A 21,909-nucleotide genomic window follows, 5' to 3' on the forward strand; every position below is an offset into this window, starting at 1 on the left:
ACTTAATTAATCCTTATTCCTGTCAACGAATAATAAAGTAGGAAATACTATACATGCACATAATTGTATTAGAAGGTTATTTAGCTGTAATTCATTGCCGCTTGCAATTTTTGCAAGCATAATGAAAAGTCCCAAAAATGCCGAACCACTAAAAGCTATCCATACTATTTTCCGTAATCCCTTGAAAGGCGCCTGAGATTCCTTTAATAATTTTTTTTTTAACTCAGGATCTATTTTTGACATAAATTCTTTAAATAATAGAATTAAGTCTATATGAAATTATGAACATTTTAGTTTAGCCGGTATAGCTCAGCGGAAGAGCAACTGTCTCGTAAACAGTAGGTCATTGGTTCAATTCCAATTATCGGCATTTAAAAAGCTAATTAAAAACAAGAATGATTAATAAAACTATAAATTTCAAACCTCTTTTAAAAATATTTATTTTTTTTCCACTTATATTTTATTTTGGCAAGAGAAGTTACATTGCTTTTGATGAAGGATTTTATGCCCTACAAGCAAGATGGATATTAGATAAAGGAAACTGGACAATTCCTCTTTGGTGGGATGATTATGTATTAGATAGAACAATTGGATTACAGTACTTAATAGCAAAGTCACAAGATATCTTTGGAAGAAATATTTTTTCAGCATATCTTCCAACCACAGTTGCTGCCATATTGATGCTATTCATAACTTACAAATTACATGAAGAATTTTTTAATAAAAAATATGCAATTATTTCTCCGCTGATACTTTCTACGACATATCTATGGTTTGACTACTCCCACTTAGCAACTCAAGATGTCATTTATTCATGTTTAGTAAGTATTGGTGTATTTTCTTTAGTAAAAATAAAAAGTAAAAATAACAAAATTTATATTCTGCTTTTTGGTATTTGGATTGGTTTATCTTTTATGATGAAAACTTTTCTAGTATTTGTACCTTTATTATCACTTCTGCCATATTTGTATTTAAAAAAGAATTGTTTATTCAGTAAATTCTTTTGGCTTGGACTAATAATTGGATTTATTCCGTACTTATTATGGTCTTTTTCTATTAATTCATATTTAGATAAAAATATTATCTTTTACTTATTCGACAAATTCACTATTCTCTCTAACAAAAATAATTTCACAAATCCCTTCTATTATTATTTTTGGAATATTCCAGTCACATTCCTACCATGGAGCGTATTTGCAATTATTGGTACAATTCTAAATATTTCTGAAAGTAAAGACAATAAATATATACTTACCTTTTTCCCCTTAATTTGTATAGTAATTCTAAGTTTTTTTTCTACGAAAACTCCCTATTACGCTTTACAAATATCATCAATTTTCTCACTAAATACTTATGTAGGAATTAGATATTTATTTAATTCTAAAAAATACAAAAGTATCTTTATGTTTGTCACTTCCAAAATAATTCCATTATTTCTATTAACTCTAACTGCCACATATTATTTTTTATTTAAAAATATAAGTAACTTTAACTTGAAAGAAAATACATTATTAATTATTGGTTTATTATTTTTCGGGTTATCTTGGTCATTCATAAAACATAAGAACTCATTTAAAGAAATCTTAATAGCTCTTATAATTGGTCCTTACTTATTAACTTCATTTCTTTTGCAATCAGGATTATTCACTGATAGATCAAGAGAATTAAGAGAAGAAATGGAATTGATATCATCTCTTGATATAGTAAAAAGTCAACCTATAAAAGTTGATAAAGCAGGTATGAACAATCCTCAATCTTCATCAAAAATAATTAAAATTTCTTTATTAACACCTAAACTTGGCGAAGTTTTAGAGAATATTGATCAGTTAAAAAAAGCAGAATTAGCCTGGACAACAGATTTTCAAGAGATAAAAAACAATAATAATTCTTATGAAGTAATTTATGATAATTATATTTTAAAACCCTGGATATTAATATTAAAGAAGTAAACAGCCTTTATATAATAAAGTGTCTTTAGCCAATTATACAAAGTCATGAAATCTGAAAATAGTTGGAATTTGACGCATAATAAACTACATCAATTATTCAAAAACAATAGCGAATTAATTTCAATCAAAGTTCGGGGTAATGCATGGGAACCAATAACTAGATGGCTAAGATTTGATTCAAGAATTTTTAGAGAAACTACCAGCCAAGCAAGAATAACTTTAGGCGATATTGAATCCTTAGCTGAAATTTATAATTATAGATCCATTAGATGGAAAGCAAAAAAGTTAACTCCTTTAAAAACTAAACTGATTCCACTATCAGTAAAAAATATTTTTCGCAAATTACCAATTATCAAACAATTAGCTTACGAACTAGAAATTGTTTTTTATAAATATAGCGAAAATATTTCTGATCATTTAATTTCAATAGTTATTCCTGCAAGAAATGAAGCAGGTAATAAAGAGCTTTTAGTAAATGCATTAAATAAATTTAAAAGCATACCAAATGAATTAGAAATCATCTTTGTGGAAGGGAATAGCAAAGATAATACATATTCGATGTTAAAAGAACTAAAAGAAAAATTCACAAATTCCTATAAAATATCACTTTTAAAACAAACATCTAAGGGCAAAAAAAATGCTGTCGTAGAGGGATTTAATATTTCTTCAGGTCAAACCCTAGCCATAATTGATAGCGATTTTACCGTAGATATAAATGACAGTATTGCAGCAATAATGGAATCAACCAAAAATGAAAATATTTTAATTAATTGTGCCCGAACAACCTTTCCAATGGAAAAGGATGCTATGAGATGGGCCAACTACATAGGGAATAGACTCTTTGCAATATTTTTATCAATTCTCATTAATAAGCCAGTGTCAGATTCTCTTTGTGGAACAAAAGTTTTTTCAAGAAAATTCTTTAAGCTTATGAAACAAAACGGTAGTTGGGATTCTAAATCTGATCCATTTGGAGATTTCACAATAATATTTGAAGCAGCAAAAAATAATATTAAAATACTTAATTATCCTGTCCGGTATTATGCTAGAAAATCTGGAGCACCAAATATATCTAGATGGATTGATGGATTAAAACTCCTAAAAGTATGTTGGATTTATATGATTTCTGATATTTAAATTACAAAAAATTCTCATTAGTATTTTCTAAAAATTTTCAATTTCGCCAAATTAGTAATAAAGTAGTTAGATTCTTAATGGATATAAATTCATTAGAAATTCATAACATGAATTTTAATTTAAAGTTCAAAAAATTGAATACAAAGAATTACTTCAGAAATCAATATGGGAAGATTTTGACTGTACGACTTCCATGTAATCCGATATTTCCAATAGGACCTATTTATTTAGCAGACCATATTCATAAATGTTTTCCAAATATTGAGCAGCAATTTATTGATCTGGCAATAATCCCATCCAGTAAAGTTTCCAAATACTTAGTAAGAAAAATTGATACATTTAGACCTCATCTAATTATTTTTTCATGGAGAGATATACAAATTTATGCACCTGTCGATGGAAGGAGTGGGAATCCCCTACAAAACTCTTTCGAGGTTTTTTACTCAAAAAATATCCTAAAAAAAATAAGAGGATCTTGGGGAGGATTGAAATTAATTGCATCTCATTATAAAGAAATATATAGAAATACTTCTTTCGTCAAAATGGGACTAAAAAGAGCGCAAAAATATAACAAAGATGTAAAAGTAATATTAGGAGGGGGAGCTGTTAGCGTTTTCTATGAACAATTAGGAAATTTACTTCCAAAAGGAACTATTATTTCAGTCGGAGAGGGTGAAAACCTAATAGAGAAAATTATAAGGAATAATTCAATAGAAAAAGAACGATGTTATGTTGCTGGAGAAAAACCTCGAAACAAACTAATACATGAGCAACCCGCAGGTACGATTAAAACTGCTTGCAACTATAAATATATTAAATCAATATGGCCAGAATTCAATTGGTACATAGAAGATGGAGATTACTATGTTGGAGTTCAAACGAAAAGAGGTTGTCCTCATAATTGTTGTTTCTGTGTTTATACAGTTGTGGAGGGGAAACAGGTTCGTGTTAACCCTATCAACGAAGTAATCGAAGAAATGAAGCAATTATATGATCTTGGAGTTAGAGGATTTTGGTTTACAGACGCGCAGTTTATTCCAGCCAAAAAACATATTGAAGATGCAAAAGCACTGTTGCAAGCTATTAAAGATCAAGGTTGGAAGGATATTAATTGGGCTGCATACATCCGAGCCGATAATATTGATGCTGAGCTCGCTCAGCTTATGGTGGATACAGGTATGAGCTATTTTGAAATAGGTATAACTTCAGGATCTCAGGAACTTGTTAGAAAAATGAGATTAGCATATGACCTTGAAACGGTATTAAATAATTGCAGAATGCTTGTCAAATCAGGTTTCAAGAATCATGTTTCAGTTAATTATTCATTTAATGTTTTTGATGAAACGCCAAGCACCATAAGACAAACCATTGCTTACCATAGAGAACTAGAAAATATTTTTGGTAAAGGTCTTGTTGATCCAGCTATTTTCTTTATAGGTTTACAACCTCATACTCTTCTTGAGAAGTACGCTTTAGATAATAAAATTTTGAAGCCCAACTATAACCCAATGAGCATGATGCCTTGGACAGCAAGAAAACTTTTATGGAATCCAGGCTCTTTAGGAAAAAAACTTGGTCAGGTTTGCTTAGAAGCTTTTGATAATAAAGAAGATGAATTTGGTAAAACAGTTATAAATATCCTTGAGAGAGAATATGGTAAGTCCTCTTTAAAAGAATCCCTAAAAGTTCGTCCTCTATCAGAGAGAAAATTAGCTTATTCGAAACAATAAATTCAAACGTTGTTAATCTTCTTTCTCAATAGAACTAGAAATACCTTTTGATTTTAAAGATTCTGAATAAAATTCTGCTGGCTCTAAATCACAAATAATCACCAAACCTATTCCAGTATTATGAGCCTCCAGCATTATAGCAATAGCATCTTGCTCACTTAATTGCGGAACAACTTCTCTTAGTGTGATGGTGACATACTCCATGGAATTAATTGGATCGTTATGAAGTAAAACTTTATATTTTGGAGATTTACTTTTTAACTCAGCAGGTTTCTTTTCAATAACTGCTGAGTTATTACTTTTACTTTGCTCTGATTTTATTGATTGCATTAACAATTTTTTTAAGGAACTTTGTAATTACAATTATATATTAATTATTCTTTCCATCGCATCAATGACATTTGCTCTCGAGTTAAATGCTGACAAACGAAAGTAACCCTCTCCTGATAATCCGAATCCGCTCCCTGGTGTGCCAACGACACTAACTTTTTGGAGAAGAAAATCAAAAAAGTCCCATGATGTCATCTGATCTGGAACTTTGATCCAGATATAGGGGGCATTGTCCCCCCCGTAAACTTTATATCCTGCAGTTTGTAGTTTATTTTTCATAATTTTTGCATTTTCCATATAAAAATTAATTAAATCTCTTACCTCTTTCTTCCCTTCAAGAGAGTATACAGCCTCTGCTCCTTTCTGAACAACATAACTAACTCCATTGAATTTTGTGGATTGTCTCCTATTCCAAAGAGGCCATAAGTCTATTTCCTCATTTGTTGAGCTCATCCCTTTTAAATTTTTAGGTATTACTGTATAAGCACATCTAATTCCAGTAAATCCTGCATTTTTTGAAAAAGACCTAAATTCAATAGCACAATCCTTTGCTCCCTCAATCTCATATATTGAATGAGGGATATTTATATCTTGAATAAATGCTTCATAAGCTGCATCAAAAAGTATTAATGATTTGTTTTGAAGAGCGTAGTCAACCCATTTTTTTAATTCTTGTTTAGTAATAATTGCTCCAGTAGGATTATTTGGAAAACAAAGATATAAGATATCAACTTTATTCTGTGGTATTTCTGGTAGAAAATTATTTTGCTCATTCATTGCGAGATATGTTAATCCTTGATAAGTTCCATTTTCTTGGGCATGACCAGTTCTGCCCGTCATAACATTACTATCTACATAAACAGGGTAAACAGGATCTGTTACAGCAATTGAATTATTTTTGCCAAGAATATCTAGGATATTACTACTGTCGCATTTAGAACCATCTGAAACAAAGATTTCTTCAGGTGAGATTTCGCAACCTCTAGAAATAAAATCATGTTCTGCTATTTTTTCTCTAAGCCATGAATAACCTTGTTCTGGTCCATAACCTTTAAAACCTTCGGTTGTTCCCATTTCATCCAAAGCTTTACCCATAGCATCTCTGCAAGCTTTAGGTAATGGTTCTGTTACATCTCCTATACCAAGCTTAATTATGCTTGAGCTCTCATTTGATTGAGAATATATTTTTACCCTTTTAGCAATTTCAGGAAATAAATAACCAGCTTTGAGTTTTAAATAATTTTCGTTGACTTGAACCACTTTAAAAAAAATTTAATCACTTTAAGAATAATGGATCAACGTGCTTAAGTGGTAATTAAGTGTTAATATTATCTTAGTTATGATAAATCCAAAGATAATCATAGCTACGAATTCAATTTCAAATAGTTTGAAAGTGGTCTAAGCTTTACATATAGCAGAATCTGATTTCTATTAACTTTAATTTAAAAATTAAATAATATTAGCTATAAATAATTGCTCCTTAAAGTAAGTAATTTCTTACCCTTTTCGTTAGATGACTCTCAAAATTCAAACCATTCAGTATCAATTATATGTCTCAGCAAATTATCATCGCTGAGCAGGCTCGAATTGCAGCACTACTCACAGATGATCGAGTTGATGAATTAATCGTCGCACAAGGTCAATATCAAATTGGCGATATTTTTTTAGGAACAGTTGAAAATGTTCTCCCTGGAATTGATGCAGCTTTCATAAATATTGATGAAAGTGATAAAAATGGATTCATCCATGTTTCAGATCTAGGTCCATTAAGACTTAAAAAAGGAATATTTGGAATAACTGAATTGCTAGAACCGAAACAAAAAGTTTTAGTACAGGTAATCAAGGAACCCACAGGATCTAAAGGTCCAAGGCTGACTGGGAGTATTTCAATACCCGGCAAATACTCAATATTGCAGCCATATGGACAAGGAGTGAATATTTCAAGAAAAATAAATACAGAAACCGAAAGAAGTCGTTTAAAAGCTCTTGGGGTTTTAATAAAACCACCCAGCACAGGTTTGCTTTTTAGAACAGAAGCAGAAAAGATAAAAGAAGAACTACTTATTGAAGATTTAGAAAATCTAATACAACAATGGGAGAAAATTTTAAAAGTTTCTGAGACTTCTAATCCTCCAAAGTTAATAAAAAGAGATGATGATTTCTCTCTTAAAATTTTAAGAGACTACATTAAATCTTCGACTAAAAGCATAATTATAGATAGTAAATTTTCGGTTGAAAGGGCAAAAGATTTTATAATAAATTATGGATCAAATATAGATATTGAATATCATAATAATGATTTAAATGAACATATTTTAGAAAAGTACGAAATTAAAAAAGCGATACAAAAAGCTCTTCAACCAAGAGTAGAACTTCCTTCTGGCGGTTATATAATTATTGAACCAACTGAAGCACTAACAGTAATTGATGTAAACTCTGGATCATTTACTAGATCAGCCAACTCAAGACAAACTGTTTTATGGACGAATTGCGAAGCAGCAGTTGAAATCTCGAGACAATTGAAATTAAGAAATATTGGTGGGGTTATCGTAGTAGATTTTATTGATATGGAATCTAGAAGAGATCAATTCCAATTACTTGAGCATTTTACTTCTGCAATAAAAGATGATACTGCTAGGCCTCAAATAGCTCAGCTTACTGAATTAGGTTTGGTTGAGTTAACCAGAAAAAGACAAGGTCAAAATATATATGAATTATTCAGTAAAAAATGTTCTTCTTGCGATGGTACAGGTCACATAGAAAATAAACTAAATTTTGAAATTCCTAATCTAAAAATTAAGAATTTTAAAGAAACTTCAGACAAATCAAACGGCATTCAAACAATAGATATAGATACATCTCAATCAACTGATAAGAAAGAAAAAACCCCTGAAGATGAATTTCTTTTTTCCAAGAACCAAAATAATGAGGATTCTTCTAATAAAAAAGAAAATAATGATTTGAATGCATTAAATTTAAGGGAAAAAAACATCATTACAGTTGATCTTACAAATGATGAAAAAATTGTTTTCAGTCAATTAGGTATTAACCCACTCATAAAATTAGGGAAAGAATATCTCACTAATAATAATATTGTGCGATTGAAGGACAATTCTAATGAAAAAGAAAAAATTTTAGATAATAAAAAAACAAAAGCAAAAAAAACAAAACCAATCTCAAAATCTAAAGAAGCTGAAGAGATTGAGATTGAAGCAAACACAAATTCTGGAAAAAAATTAATAAAAAAAATTAATAAAAATGAAGAAGTTGAATTTTTAAATAAAGAAGACGCACTTGAACTTAATGATGAGACAAATAACACTAGAAAAAAAAGAAGAAGATCATCAGCAAGTGCTGAATAAATCATTAGAAGTTGGAATAGATGAGGTCGGAAGAGGAGCGGTTTTTGGTCCAGTTTTCTCAGCAGTTGTAGTGTTAACAGAAAAAAATAAATTTATGCTAAAACAATTTGGAGTGACGGATAGTAAAAAATTAACTCCAAAAAAAAGAAAATTACTTTTACCAAAAATTTTATTGCTTTCTTCAGATTACGGAATTGGGCAATCCTCTGCAAGAGAAATAGATAATCTCGGAATCAGAGTGGCGACTGAACTATCCATGATAAGAGCTCTAAAAAAATTAAAAGAGCAGCCATCGGAACTAATAATTGATGGCCCCTTATCACTAAGACCATGGAACGGAATTCAAAAAAATATTATTTCAGGAGATTCGAAATTTACTGCAATAGCTTCAGCAAGCATAATTGCGAAAGTATCTCGAGATAATCTAATGGAAAGGTTAGAAAAAAAATACTCAGAATACTTATTAGCTAAAAATAAAGGTTATGGTACCAGAGAACATTTTTCAGTTATCAAAGAAAATGGTATAACTCATCTTCACAGAAAAAGTTTTTTAAAAAAATCAAATCTTATTTGATTCACACCAATCTGAAAAATCATTAACTAATTGCTGTTGTACTCTTGACTTTATACCCAACAAAATTCCATTTAAAACCGAATGACCTGTAGATTCCAAAATTTTCTTTGGTACCAGCTTCAATATCGGGGGTTGACTTACAGACACCCCAAGAAGCGCCTCACCCTCTAATCCAATCTCAGTTGCTTCTAAATTCGCTTGCAAAATAAGATTAAAGTCATCTATCATACCAAGCCCATCCAATTTACTTTCAAGGGCACTCATTCTTAAAGTTCCATTTTTATTCTCTACCGAAATTGAAACAACAGGGTTAATATCTAATTGAAAAACCTTAAAACTTGTTACTGTATACTTATACCTACCTTCACCTTCAGGTACCAATTTTTTGGAGTCCAGCATTGCTCCAACAACTCTTTCTTCTTCCAAAAGATATTTAGAAAGATATTCTTTATTTCTTGTTACAGAAAGCTTTAGTTTCTGTTTAGCATCAAAAGACAGTAGCATTTTCTATATCCCTCCAATGCTTATTTGACTTCTTTTTTTTTTACAAGTAATCATGCGCAAACAAGTTGCATATTTAGGTCCTAAAGGGACATACGCAGAAAAAGCAGCTCATATTTTATCAAAGCTTGCCGATTTCCAGACACCTATATTTGTACCATGTAACGGGTTACATTCGGTCATTAAATCAATAGCCTACAACAATTGTGATGCTGCCGTAGTCCCAATTGAAAATTCCGTGGAGGGCGGGGTTACTGCCACTCTGGATGCTCTTTGGAAATTTCCCGAAATATACATTAATAAAGCAATCGTTTTACCCATAAAACATGCATTAATTAGTAATGGAGAACTTTCAATCATTTCAGAAGTACTATCTCATCCTCAAGCATTAGCTCAATGTTCAGAATGGTTATCCGAAAATCTTCCAAATGCAATTCCTCTTCCAACAAATTCAACTTCAGAGGCTGTAAACATGGTAAAGGGAAGTAAATTCAGAGCAGCGATCGGTTCAAAATCATTAATTCAAATCGAGGGACTTAAAGAATTAGCTTTTCCTATTAATGACATCCCAGGTAATTGCACTAGATTTGTCTTATTGAGTAAAGAATTTAACTGTAATTCAGGAAATATATACAGTTTTGCTTTCTCATTAATCTCCAATAAACCTGGTTCCTTACTTAAAGCTTTAAATTATATTGCAGATTTTGGATTCAATATGAGTAAAATTGAGTCTAGACCATCTAAAAGGGAGTTAGGCGAATACATCATTTATATTGATTTAGAAATCGATAATCAAAATAATATTAAAAACTTTCTTGAACTAAAAAATAATCTAAAGCCACTTTGTAAGAACTTTGTCGATTTTGGAAATTATTTTTCTGAAAATATTGAATTAAATTAACCTACCCTCTACATTTATAGACTCCAAACTCCATTAAACCTTTACTGAATGCCCAATTCATGAGGAGTATCGTAGGTATTTCTCTAATGGATTTTATAATCGCTAATGGACCAAGAGACAGAATTGTTAAAGGTCTTCGAATTCCTTCAAATATGGAGTCATACCATGAGGGATTAGTATAAGAATTCCAATTTTCAGTAATAACCCTTCCTGCACTATTTTTATTAGTTCTAAGAATCTCACCGAATTCGTTAATACTAATAAAATTTGGATGTACCCACTGTTCAAGTAATTGCTTAAGAACTATTTTCTCAAAAATAGATGGTGGGTAAGTTCTTAGATCTCTTGAGTTCCAATCAGCCAATGCCAAATAACCTCCTGGTCTCAAAGTTCTAAGCATCTCATCTGCAAATTTTTTTTTGTCAATCATGTGGGCACCAGCTTCAACACTCCAAACGGCATCAAATGATCCATCTTCAAATTTCAAATCTAAGGCATCCATAACTTGGAAGGTGCAATTTAGTCCCACAGGAGTAAGATCTCTCGCTCTCTTTACTTGAGCGGGACTAATTGTTATTCCAGTAACATTAAAGCCATAATATTTTGAAAGAATTCTAGAGCTGCCTCCTATCCCACAACCTACATCAAGTACTCTAGAACCTTTTGGTAAGGTATCTAATCCGCTCCACTTTACTAATTCATGCACGAACTGAACTTTAGCCTTTCTAAAATCGACATTTTTTCCATTTGAGGGATAATAGCCTAAATGGATATGCTCACCCCATAACCTCTCCAGTAATTTATCCTGAGTCCAAGCATCATATGCTGATGCAACAGTACCAGAAGTAATAAATTTTCTAGCTTTAATTCTCCAGATAATAGTTAAAGCTAAAAGGAATAAAATCAGTAAAAAAAAAGGTAATAGTATTTCAAACATTTAATTTTCTTTAATATCAGGTAAACTTTCTTTTAAAGCAGTTCTTGCTGCAAGTTGTTTTCTTGTATGATCAAGCATTTCATATTCTCTTTGCAAACGTGTAAAAGTGTTTCTTTCCTCTAGAAGTCTTTGCTGTTCCTCCGCAACTGGGCCTCCTAAATGAGCTCCTATCCAAAATGATAATTCCATAGGATTTTTGGGTAACTTATCGGGTAGGTTTTTCTTGGTATTAGTCAATTTACTCGTAAGGTTGATAACGTCACTGAGTGCTTCTGTAACTGAGTCTTTTAAAGTATCTAAATTTTGAAGGTTATCAATATTATCATCATTAATCCAACTGACCATCGCTGAGCAAAATGGAGTTGAACGGGTGATCTCTAGTATTTGAAATCTTTGTTGTCCTAGGGTAATAATATTACTTCTTCCATCCTCTGCAGTTTGATGTTTTATTATTTGTGCACAGCATCCAACATTAGCCATACTCTTAGTATTTGGGTCCCACTTCACAACTCCAAACATAGAATCTGTTTCTAGAACAGATTGAAGCATAATTCTGTACCTAGATTCAAAAATATGTAAAGGCAATACCTCTTGAGGGAAAAGGACTACCTCTGGCAAAGGAAATAAAGGTAATTCCCTTACAGAGAGTTCTCCCATTTAAACCTCATTTATATAATTTAATACTAATCAATTTAAGTAGTTTTCGGGATTTATTAAAGTTTCACTTCTATATCTACACCGCTAGGGAGGTCCAACTTCATTAAAGCATCAATAGTTTTTGCGGACGGACTATAAATATCTATTATTCTTCGATGTGTTCTTGTTTCAAAATGCTCTCTAGAATCTTTGTCAACATGAGGCGATCTTAGGACACAATAAATTTTTCTCTTTGTTGGTAAAGGTATTGGGCCTATTGCCGAAGCTGAAGTAGTATCGGCAGTTTGGATTATTTTATCGCAAGACAAATCAAGCATTCTTCTATCAAATGCTTTTAATCTTATTCTTATTTTTTGTTGTGCAATTGATGCAGTCATAATTTCAAATTAACTTCTTTAGGAGGGCCGTTGAATTACAACGGCCCTAATTCCTTCTTTTATATTAGTTTATTGAGGTTAAATTCTTAAAGTTCAAATATATTATTTGAGAATTTTAGAAACAACTCCAGCACCAATAGTCCGTCCACCTTCACGGATTGCAAATCGCATACCTTGTTCAATAGCTACTGGACAAATTAATTCTCCAGTCATCTTGATTCTGTCACCAGGCATAACCATTTCGACATTAGAACCATCATCAGAGGTAAATGCTGTAATTTGACCTGTCACATCAGTTGTTCTGATATAAAATTGAGGTCTATATCCGGCGAAGAAAGGGGTATGTCTACCGCCCTCTTCTTTTTTTAGAACATAAACCTCTCCTTCAAACTGAGTATGAGGAGTAATTGATCCTTTCTTAACAAGAACCATTCCTCTCTCAATATCTTCTTTCTGAACACCACGCAAAAGCAAACCAACATTATCGCCAGCCATACCTTCATCAAGAAGTTTACGGAACATTTCAACTCCAGTAACAGTGGTTACTCTTGTATCTCTGATTCCAACTATTTCAACTTCTTCTCCAACCTTTACTTTACCTCTCTCAATTCTTCCGGTAGCTACTGTTCCTCTACCAGTAATTGAGAAAACATCTTCAACTGCCATTAAGAATGGCTTATCAACTTCTCTTTCCGGTTCAGGAATGCTAGCATCAACGGCTTTCATTAATTCTTCAATTTTTGATTCCCAAGTAGAATCACCTTCAAGAGCTTTTAAACCGGAAACTTGAACTATAGGAATATCATCTCCAGGAAAGTCATAACTATCTAATAGTTCTCTAATTTCCATTTCAACAAGTTCGATAATTTCTTCATCATCGACCATGTCACATTTATTGAGGGCAACTACGAGAGCAGGAACTCCAACTTGTTTAGCTAGAAGAATATGCTCTTTTGTTTGCGCCATAGGGCCATCTGTAGCTGCACAAACTAAGATAGCTCCATCCATTTGAGCAGCTCCAGTAATCATGTTTTTTACATAATCGGCATGTCCTGGGCAGTCGACGTGAGCATAATGCCTGCCTTCAGTTTCGTATTCAACGTGAGCTGTATTAATTGTAATGCCACGCTCTCTTTCTTCAGGAGCACCATCAATGTCTCCATAGTCTTGTGCTTGAGCTTGACCTTTTTTAGCTAATACGTTTGTAATAGCAGCAGTTAGTGTTGTTTTTCCATGATCAACATGGCCAATAGTACCTATGTTGACATGTGGTTTGTTCCTTTCGAACTTCTCGCGAGCCATTTTGAATTAAAGAATCGAGGGTTTAAGAGTGTTTTGGTTTAGAGATCAGGAATTGCCCTGATTCTTGGAAATGATAGCTTCAGCAACGTTACGAGGAACTTCCTCATAATTTGCGAACTCCATTGAAAATATACCCCGACCTTGAGTCATTGATCGGAGTTGAGTAGCATAACCGAACATTTCGGCTAAGGGTACTTTGGCCTGTACCTTAGACAATCCATCATCAACAGATTGTCCTTCTACTTGACCTCTTCTAGAAGAGAGATCACCAATTACAGATCCAAGAAAGTCTTCAGGACTTTCGACCTCAACTTTCATCATAGGCTCTAAAAGGACAGGATTGCATTTTTTAACCCCGTCTTTAAAAGCCATGGAACCTGCTATTTTGAAGGCCATTTCAGATGAGTCTACATCGTGGAATGAACCATCGACTAGTGTTACTTTTACATCAATGAGTGGATAACCTGCAAGAACACCAGATTCACAGGTTTCTTTCATCCCATTAGAAGCAGGACCAATGTACTCTTTGGGCACAGCTCCGCCAACAATTTTGTTAACAAATTCAAAACCTTTACCGACTTCAGCAGGTTCCATCTCAATTATTACGTGACCGTATTGACCCTTTCCTCCAGTTTGCCTTGCATATTTACCTTCACCGGTAGAACTTGATCTTATAGTTTCTCTGTAAGAAACCTGGGGAGCTCCAATATTAGCTTCAACTTTAAATTCCCTTAACATTCTGTCTACAAGAATCTCAAGGTGCAATTCACCCATACCAGCAATTACAGTTTGATTAGTTTCTGGATCTGTACTAACCCTAAAGGTCGGATCCTCTTCAGATAACGCTGTTAAAGCTTTTGATAATTTTTCCATATCTCCTTTAGTTTTGGGCTCAACTGCCACAGAGATAACTGGTTCAGGGATAAATAATGTTTCTAACACTATAGGATCTTCCGTATTACATAAAGTATCTCCAGTTGTTGTATTTTTAAGACCCAATACAGCGCCTAAATCTCCTGCCCTCAATTCATCAACCTCCTCTCTTTCATCGGCTTTTAGAATGACTAATCTAGAAATTCTCTCTTTAGCATCTTTTGTTGAATTCATAACATAACTACCCTTTGAAAGAACCCCAGAATACATTCTTACAAAAGTTAATTTCCCATAAGGATCAGACATAACTTTGAAAGCTAGTGCACTGAACGGAGCATTATCGTCTGAAGGTCTGACGTCTTCTTTACCACTTGGTAAAACTCCTTGTATTGGTTTTACATCAACTGGAGCTGGCAAGTAATCCACTACTGCATCCAAAACAAGTTGTACTCCTTTATTCTTAAAAGCCGAACCACACAATACAGGAACCAATCCATGTTTTAAAACCCCTTCTCTTATTCCTTTTTTTAGTTGTTCCTCAGATAATTCTCCTGTTTCGAGAAATATTTCAATTAATTCTTCATCATTTTCTGCAACGCTCTCCATTAACTTGGATCTCCACTCATCAGCTTCATCCTTCATGTCAGATGGAATTGGTGCTTCTTCAATATCAGTACCTAAGTCATTTTTGTAAAGATATGCTTTGTTGGCGACTAAATCAATAATGCCTGTAAGATCGCCTTCAGCTCCAATAGGTAACTGAATTGGGAGTGCATTCGCTTTTAGTCGATCTTTAATTTGTTTATTAACTTTTAGAAAATCTGCACCAGTCCTGTCCATTTTATTAACAAAAACCATTCTTGGCACAGAGTATCTGTCTGCTTGACGCCAAACTGTTTCGGACTGAGGCTGAACTCCACCAACTGCGCAAAATACAGCTATCACTCCATCTAAGACACGCATTGATCTTTCAACTTCAATAGTGAAGTCAACGTGTCCAGGAGTATCAATGATATTAATCCTGTGATCTTGCCAGCTAGTTGATATTGCAGCAGCAGTAATAGTTATTCCTCTTTCTCTTTCTTGAGCCATCCAATCTGTTACTGCGGCACCATCATGAACCTCACCTATTTTGTGAACTACACCTGAGTAAAATAATATTCTTTCAGTAGTTGTTGTCTTCCCAGCATCAATATGAGCGGCTATACCTATGTTCCTTACTCGTTCTAGGGGAAAGTCGCGTGCCAATTTTAAAGCTCCAAATAAAATAATTTTTGAAAAGTATAGTTCACTCTAAAAGTAAACTTTAATAATAATAAACTACTTAAGTACCTTTTTGATGAAATTAGTATCTGTAATGTGCAAAAGCTTTATTAGCTTCAGCCATTTTGTGAGTATCCTCCCTTTTTTTAACTGCACTACCAGTTTCATTTGCTGCATCCATCAACTCCCCAGCAAGTTTTTGGGACATACTTTTACCATTTCTTGCTCGTGAAAATGTCACAAGCCATCTTAATGCCATAGCTGTGCCCCTCTCCTGGCGTACTTCCATAGGTACTTGATAAGTTGCCCCACCAACTCTTCTAGCTCTTACCTCAACAAGGGGAGTTGCATTTTTCACAGCTGTTTCAAATAATTCGACTGCATCTCCTCCAGTTCTCTCGCTTATTAAAGAAAAAGCATCAGATAATATTCTTTGAGCTGTTGACTTTTTTCCATGTTTCATCAATCTAGAAATCATCATTGAAGCAAGACGACTATTAAATTGAGGATCTGGAAGAACTGGTCTTTTTACTGCTGCATTACGACGTGACATGTTTTTAAAAGTGATGTTTACAAATTAGTCTTTTGGAGCTTTTGCTCCATATTTAGATCTGGATTGACGTCTATCCTTGACTCCAGCCGTATCTAATGTTCCTCTTATTATATGATATCTAACTCCTGGCAAATCCTTAACTCTTCCACCTCTAAGTAGAACGACAGAGTGCTCTTGCAAATTATGTCCAATCCCAGGAATATAAGCAGTTACTTCAAAACCAGAAGTTAATCTAACCCTTGCGACTTTTCTTAAAGCTGAATTAGGTTTTTTAGGTGTAGATGTATAAACTCTCGTACATACCCCTCGTCTTTCAGGGCAAGCTTTTAATGCAGGAGATTTTGTTTTCCTAGTCAGACGTTTTCTTTCTGAACCTATTAATTGTGAGATGGTGGGCATCTATTATATTTGAATAAAAATAATCATCCTTACATCATAACCTTTCACGAGCACTAACTAAAAGTTTTTTAATTATTTATTTGAAAAATTTGTAAAATTAAAATTCTTTGATAAATATTCATTTTTTTTATATTTATTTTCATATTTATTTTTATAATGGAGTAAGTAACTAAAAAAAGTTAAATAATCTATGGGAGAGAGTATCAAAAGATTCGTTGAGCCATATCAAGATAGTTATTCCCCAAATGGAATAATTGGTGAGAAAGATGCGTGCGGAGTTGGTTTTATAGCAAATATTAAAGGAATAGAAAGCAACTGGATCCTTAAACAATCCCTTAAGGGCCTTAGTTGCATGGAGCATAGAGGAGGTTGTGGAGGTGATAGTGACTCAGGTGACGGAGCTGGCATTTTATGTTCGATTCCATGGGGATACTTAGAAAAAGAACTGAATCTAAAAAATAAACAAGACTTGAATAGAGGTTTAGGCATGGTTTTTATGCCAAATAAAAAAGAGAAAATTGAAGAATGTAAATCAATATGTGATCAGGAAGCAGAAAAATTAAGAGTCAACAAAACTTCTTGGAGAAAAGTTCCTGTTAATAATGAAATCTTAGGTCCTTTAGCTAAGGCAAATGCGCCATTTATCTGTCAGTGGATTTTATACATAGATAAAAAAGATCACCAAGATATTGAGAGGCTTTTGTTTCAGTTAAGGAAAAGAATAGAAAAAAGAATAAGAGAAACTTTGAAAAATAATGTTGGGGATTGTGAATTTTATTTTGCCTCACTAAGTTCTAAAACAGTTGTTTATAAAGGTATGGTTCGTTCTGAAATATTATCTGAGTTTTATCAAGACCTAAAAGAAGAGAGTTTTAAAGTCTCATTTTCTGTTTACCATAGGAGGTTTAGTACTAATACACTTCCAAAATGGCCATTAGCGCAACCGATGAGATTCTTAGGTCATAACGGTGAAATTAATACTCTCTTAGGTAATATCAACTGGGCTAAAGCTTCAGAAACACACATAGATGATTTTTGGGGAGAGTTATCTAATGAAATTAAGCCAATCGTAGATATTAATAAAAGTGATTCATCAAATCTTGATGCAACTCTTGAAATTAATATTCGTTCAGGTCAGCCAATTACCGACTCATTATTAAAACTTGTTCCTGAAGCATTTAGAGATCAACCAGAACTCGAAGAGAGAGAAGATATAAAAGCTTTTTATGAATATTCTGCAAGCCTACAAGAAGCGTGGGATGGTCCTGCGCTGCTTGTATTTGCTGATGGAAATTTTGTCGGAGCAACACTTGATAGAAATGGCTTAAGACCAGCAAGATATTCCATAACAAATGATGGTTTTGTAATAATGGGTTCTGAAACAGGAGTAGTAGATCTTGAAGAGGAAAGAGTCCTAGAGAAAGGTCGATTAGGACCAGGACAAATGTTGGCAGTTGATTTTCATAAAAATAAAATCCTAAGAAATTGGGAGGTAAAATCTGAAGCGGCTCAAAGGCATGACTATAAAAAACTCCTAAGTAATAGAGCTATAAATATTGAGAATAATGAATGGTTTAAAGACTGCAAATTAAAAGACCTCGAGTTGTTACAACAACAAACTGCATACGGTTTTTCAGCAGAAGATAATGATCTTATCTTGGATTCAATGGCTTCATTAGCTAAAGAGCCTACCTATTGCATGGGTGACGATATCCCATTAGCAGTGCTTTCTTCAAAACCACATATTTTATATGACTATTTCAAACAAAGATTTGCGCAAGTTACAAATCCTCCTATTGACCCTCTGAGAGAAAAACTGGTAATGAGTTTAGAGATGCATCTTGGCGAAAGATGTACACCATTTGAGATTAAAGATCCTAAACCTTTTGTTCATCTACAAAGTCCAATTTTAAATGAGGAAGAACTCATTTCTCTTAAAAAATCAAAAATTAAATCTCAAACAATTTCAAGTTTGTTTAATATTGAGGAGGGTGTTCAAGGTTTAGAGAAACAATTAAAAGCAATTTGTAAACAGAGTGAACTCTCAATTAAAGAAGGCTGCTCTTTAATAATTATTTCCGATAAGGGAATTAATCCTAAAAAGACTTTTATTCCTCCTTTACTAGCTATTGGAGCAATTCATCATTATCTTCTAAAAAAAGAAATTAGGCTCAAAGCTTCCCTCATTATTGAAACAGGTCAATGTTGGAGCACACACCACTTGGCTTGTTTGATTGGTTATGGTGCTAGCGCTGTTTGCCCTTGGTTGACTTTCGAAGCAGTTAGACACTGGTTAAAACATCCAAAAACACAAAAACTTATTGATAGCAACAAAATAAATCCATTATCAATAATTGATGTTCAAGAAAATATTAAAAAAGCTCTAGAAGACGGTCTAAGAAAAATTCTCTCAAAAATAGGCATCTCACTTTTATCTAGTTACCATGGTGCACAAATTTTTGAAGCTGTAGGCCTTGGATCTGATTTAATAAAAGTTGCTTTTGATGGTACAACAAGCCGTATCGCTGGCATAACATTAAAAGAATTAACTAATGAAACACTTTCAATACATACAAAAGCCTATCCAGAGATCGATTTAAAGAAATTAGAATTTTTAGGATTTGTACAATTTAGAAATAATGCAGAATATCATTCCAATAATCCGGAGATGTCCAAAGTTTTACATTCAGCTGTAAAACAAGGACCTGGATACGATCATTTTGAAACTTACAAAAAACTGATCAGTAATAGACCGACAACATCGCTAAGAGATTTACTAACAATTAATTCAAAAAGACAAAGCATTCCATTAGAGGAAGTTGAAAGTGTTGAATCAATTTGCAAAAGGTTCTGTACTGGAGGAATGAGTTTGGGTGCTTTATCGAGAGAAGCACATGAAGTGTTAGCAGTTGCAATGAATAGAATTGGAGGAAAAAGTAATAGTGGAGAAGGGGGAGAAGATCCAGCTCGATTTAATGTTTTAAATGATATCGATGAAAATACTCAATCAGCGACGTTGCCATTTATTAAAGGTCTAGAAAATGGGGATACCGCATGCTCAGCTATTAAACAAATAGCATCAGGTAGATTTGGAGTTACACCTGAATATCTTAGAAGTGCTAAACAACTCGAAATTAAAATGGCTCAAGGTGCAAAACCTGGTGAAGGGGGACAATTGCCTGGTCCAAAAGTTGATTCTTACATAGCAAAACTAAGAAATAGTAAACCGGGAGTAGCTCTAATATCTCCTCCGCCGCATCATGATATTTATTCAATTGAAGATTTAGCTCAACTGATCCATGACTTACACCAAGTTCATCCAAAAGCAAAAGTGAGCGTTAAACTTGTTTCTGAAATTGGTATAGGCACTATTGCTGCTGGGGTAAGCAAAGCTAATGCAGATGTAATTCAAATTTCGGGCCATGACGGGGGTACAGGTGCTTCACCACTAAGTTCTATTAAACATGCAGGTTTACCATGGGAACTAGGTGTTGCTGAGGTTCATAAATCTCTTTTAGAGAATAACTTACGTGAAAGAGTAATTTTGAGAACTGATGGAGGTCTTAAAACGGGCTGGGATGTAGTTATTGCAGCTTTACTAGGTGCTGAAGAATACGGTTTCGGTTCTGTAGCGATGATTGCTGAAGGATGCATAATGGCTCGGGTTTGTCATACAAACAAGTGTCCTGTTGGAGTTGCTACTCAAAAAGAAGAATTAAGAAAAAGATTTAAAGGTATTCCAGAAAATGTTGTCAATTTTTTCTTGTACATTGCTGAAGAAGTCAGACAGATAATGAGTAGTATAGGCGTTTCTAATATGGAAGAACTGATTGGTAATCAAGAATTTCTTTCTGCAAGAAATATCTGTCTTCCAAAAACTTCTAATATCGATCTTTCTTCTTTAGTGAATAATGAACATTCAACCACTGATAGATCATGGTTAAAACATTCAAAAAATGCTCATAGTAATGGTTCAGTATTAGAAGACGAGTTTTTGTCTGATACCAAATTTATAGATTCAATTAAAAATCACGAAAAATTAACAAAAGAAATTGAGATAAAAAATACAGATAGAAGTGTTTGTGCGAAAATATCAGGCGAAATCGCAGAACTTCATGGCAATACTGGCTTCAATGGCGAACTCAACTTAAATTTCACAGGATATGCAGGACAAAGCTTTGGTGCCTTTTTATTGAAGGGAATGAATGTTCAATTAATCGGAGAAGCTAATGATTATGTTTGTAAAGGAATGAACGGAGGTATACTTACAATAATCCCCCCACAAATAGATAAATTTTCCTCCGAACAAGTAATACTAGGAAATACTTGCCTTTATGGAGCAACAGGTGGAAAACTATTTGCTTTAGGAAAATCGGGAGAAAGATTTGCAGTAAGAAATAGTGGTGCTACAGCCGTAACAGAGGGAGCAGGTGATCATTGTTGTGAATACATGACTGGTGGGAAAGTGGTTATTCTAGGTTCCACAGGAAGAAATATCGGAGCGGGCATGACTGGTGGAATAGCTTTTATAATCGACGAGAATAATGATTTAAGCAATAAAGTTAATAAGGAAATAGTTAGCATTCACAAAATAACTTCATCAAAGCAAGAAGAAATCTTATTGGAAATTATTAGAGAATATCGAACAAAAACAAATAGCCTGAAGGCTGCTAAAATAATTAAAAATTGGTCTTATTTTAAGAATAATTTCAAGTTAATTATTCCCCCAAGCGAAGAAGAGATGCTTGGTATAAATAAAATATAAATGCCTTTCTTTGTAAAAACTGAAATTATAAAAAAAGAATACTTAATTAATAATGATTTAAAACGAAAAATAATTAACGAACATATTGATTGGATAAAAAAATTAAAAAAAGAAGGAATTAATATAAAAAGTGGTTTTTTGGTAGATGAGTTAAATAGACCCGGTGACGGCGGATTACTCATTCTTGAAATGAACAATTATAAAAATGCACTAAAAATCATTAGGAATGATCCAATGATTAAAAATCATCTAGTCGAATGGAAATTAAATGAGTGGGTAGATTCAAATAAATGAAAATA

Annotated in this window: 19 protein-coding genes and 1 tRNA gene; 9 read left to right on the plus strand and 11 right to left on the minus strand. The window is 33.2% G+C overall.

Features of this window, described 5'->3' with window-relative positions; genetic code table 11:
* Positions 1 to 6 precede the first annotated feature (6 nt).
* On the minus strand, positions 7 to 243 hold the full coding sequence (locus HA151_RS08125) for a DUF3493 domain-containing protein (protein ID WP_209106955.1): 237 nt from the start codon (positions 241 to 243) through the stop codon (positions 7 to 9).
* Positions 244 to 298: 55 nt separating this feature from the next.
* Between HA151_RS08125 and HA151_RS08130 the strand changes: the two genes are divergently transcribed.
* The 4 genes from HA151_RS08130 to HA151_RS08145 all read left to right on the plus strand — a co-directional run bounded on the left by HA151_RS08130 (position 299) and on the right by HA151_RS08145 (position 4,816).
* Positions 299 to 370, plus strand: a tRNA-Thr gene (locus HA151_RS08130).
* A 25-nt stretch (positions 371 to 395) separates the two neighbouring features.
* A complete protein-coding gene (locus tag HA151_RS08135; protein ID WP_209106956.1) occupies positions 396 to 1,949 on the plus strand; it encodes an ArnT family glycosyltransferase in 1,554 nt (517 codons plus the stop codon).
* A gap of 45 nt (positions 1,950 to 1,994) precedes the next feature.
* Positions 1,995 to 3,086, plus strand: a complete 1,092-nt coding sequence (locus tag HA151_RS08140; protein ID WP_209106957.1) for a glycosyltransferase family 2 protein — start codon at positions 1,995 to 1,997, stop codon at positions 3,084 to 3,086.
* A 107-nt stretch (positions 3,087 to 3,193) separates the two neighbouring features.
* Positions 3,194 to 4,816, plus strand: a complete 1,623-nt coding sequence (locus tag HA151_RS08145; RefSeq protein ID WP_209107157.1) for a photosystem II high light acclimation radical SAM protein — start codon at positions 3,194 to 3,196, stop codon at positions 4,814 to 4,816.
* 12 nt (positions 4,817 to 4,828) lie between these two features.
* On the opposite strand, the gene clpS is transcribed toward HA151_RS08145, so the two are convergent.
* The gene (gene clpS, locus HA151_RS08150; protein WP_209106958.1) at positions 4,829 to 5,146 is read right to left on the minus strand and encodes an ATP-dependent Clp protease adapter ClpS; all 318 of its coding nucleotides are present in this window, start codon (positions 5,144 to 5,146) and stop codon (positions 4,829 to 4,831) included.
* A gap of 33 nt (positions 5,147 to 5,179) precedes the next feature.
* The gene (locus tag HA151_RS08155) at positions 5,180 to 6,406 is read right to left on the minus strand and encodes an LL-diaminopimelate aminotransferase (RefSeq protein ID WP_209106959.1); all 1,227 of its coding nucleotides are present in this window, start codon (positions 6,404 to 6,406) and stop codon (positions 5,180 to 5,182) included.
* A 290-nt stretch (positions 6,407 to 6,696) separates the two neighbouring features.
* Between HA151_RS08155 and HA151_RS08160 the strand changes: the two genes are divergently transcribed.
* Together HA151_RS08160 and HA151_RS08165 are read left to right on the plus strand one after the other, a co-directional pair.
* On the plus strand, positions 6,697 to 8,508 hold the full coding sequence (locus HA151_RS08160) for an Rne/Rng family ribonuclease (protein WP_209106960.1): 1,812 nt from the start codon (positions 6,697 to 6,699) through the stop codon (positions 8,506 to 8,508).
* A complete protein-coding gene (locus HA151_RS08165) occupies positions 8,453 to 9,082 on the plus strand; it encodes a ribonuclease HII (RefSeq protein WP_209107158.1) in 630 nt (209 codons plus the stop codon). The genes HA151_RS08160 and HA151_RS08165 overlap by 56 nt, the downstream gene beginning before the upstream one ends.
* On the opposite strand, the gene HA151_RS08170 is transcribed toward HA151_RS08165, so the two are convergent.
* Positions 9,068 to 9,586 (minus strand): DUF1997 domain-containing protein, encoded by a 519-nt coding sequence (locus HA151_RS08170; RefSeq protein ID WP_209106961.1) that lies wholly within the window; start codon positions 9,584 to 9,586, stop codon positions 9,068 to 9,070. The two genes, HA151_RS08165 and HA151_RS08170, sit on opposite strands and share 15 nt — an antisense overlap.
* A 52-nt stretch (positions 9,587 to 9,638) precedes the next feature.
* On the opposite strand from HA151_RS08170, the gene pheA reads away from it, so the two are divergent.
* Entirely contained in the window at positions 9,639 to 10,484 is an 846-nt protein-coding gene (pheA, locus tag HA151_RS08175; protein ID WP_209106962.1) for a prephenate dehydratase, read from the plus strand.
* A 1-nt stretch (position 10,485) separates the two neighbouring features.
* On the opposite strand, the gene HA151_RS08180 is transcribed toward pheA, so the two are convergent.
* From HA151_RS08180 to rpsL, 7 genes are all read right to left on the minus strand, one after another.
* Positions 10,486 to 11,421, minus strand: a complete 936-nt coding sequence (locus HA151_RS08180; RefSeq protein ID WP_209106963.1) for a methyltransferase domain-containing protein — start codon at positions 11,419 to 11,421, stop codon at positions 10,486 to 10,488.
* Entirely contained in the window at positions 11,422 to 12,078 is a 657-nt protein-coding gene (locus HA151_RS08185) for an LON peptidase substrate-binding domain-containing protein (protein ID WP_209106964.1), read from the minus strand.
* 56 nt (positions 12,079 to 12,134) lie between these two features.
* On the minus strand, positions 12,135 to 12,455 hold the full coding sequence (gene rpsJ, locus HA151_RS08190) for a 30S ribosomal protein S10 (RefSeq protein WP_002807536.1): 321 nt from the start codon (positions 12,453 to 12,455) through the stop codon (positions 12,135 to 12,137).
* A gap of 102 nt (positions 12,456 to 12,557) precedes the next feature.
* Complete coding sequence (gene tuf, locus HA151_RS08195) at positions 12,558 to 13,757, minus strand: elongation factor Tu (protein WP_025923574.1); 1,200 nt, start codon at positions 13,755 to 13,757, stop codon at positions 12,558 to 12,560.
* Positions 13,758 to 13,802: 45 nt separating this feature from the next.
* A complete protein-coding gene (fusA, locus tag HA151_RS08200; protein WP_209106965.1) occupies positions 13,803 to 15,878 on the minus strand; it encodes an elongation factor G in 2,076 nt (691 codons plus the stop codon).
* 97 nt (positions 15,879 to 15,975) lie between these two features.
* Positions 15,976 to 16,446: a 30S ribosomal protein S7 gene (gene rpsG / locus HA151_RS08205; RefSeq protein ID WP_209106966.1), complete on the minus strand. Its 471-nt coding sequence runs from the start codon at positions 16,444 to 16,446 to the stop codon at positions 15,976 to 15,978.
* Positions 16,447 to 16,470: 24 nt separating this feature from the next.
* Positions 16,471 to 16,845, minus strand: a complete 375-nt coding sequence (gene rpsL, locus HA151_RS08210) for a 30S ribosomal protein S12 (RefSeq protein WP_025915119.1) — start codon at positions 16,843 to 16,845, stop codon at positions 16,471 to 16,473.
* Between the two features lie 190 nt (positions 16,846 to 17,035).
* Here rpsL and gltB point away from each other — a divergent pair, with 190 nt between their 5' ends.
* Both gltB and HA151_RS08220 read left to right on the plus strand, forming a co-directional pair.
* Positions 17,036 to 21,610, plus strand: a complete 4,575-nt coding sequence (gltB, locus tag HA151_RS08215; RefSeq protein WP_209106967.1) for a glutamate synthase large subunit — start codon at positions 17,036 to 17,038, stop codon at positions 21,608 to 21,610.
* Positions 21,611 to 21,904 (plus strand): YciI family protein, encoded by a 294-nt coding sequence (locus tag HA151_RS08220; protein WP_209106968.1) that lies wholly within the window; start codon positions 21,611 to 21,613, stop codon positions 21,902 to 21,904.
* Positions 21,905 to 21,909 lie beyond the last annotated feature (5 nt).

Source organism: Prochlorococcus marinus XMU1419 (genome assembly GCF_017695955.1).
In the GTDB taxonomy this organism is placed as follows: domain Bacteria; phylum Cyanobacteriota; class Cyanobacteriia; order PCC-6307; family Cyanobiaceae; genus Prochlorococcus_A; species Prochlorococcus_A marinus_AD.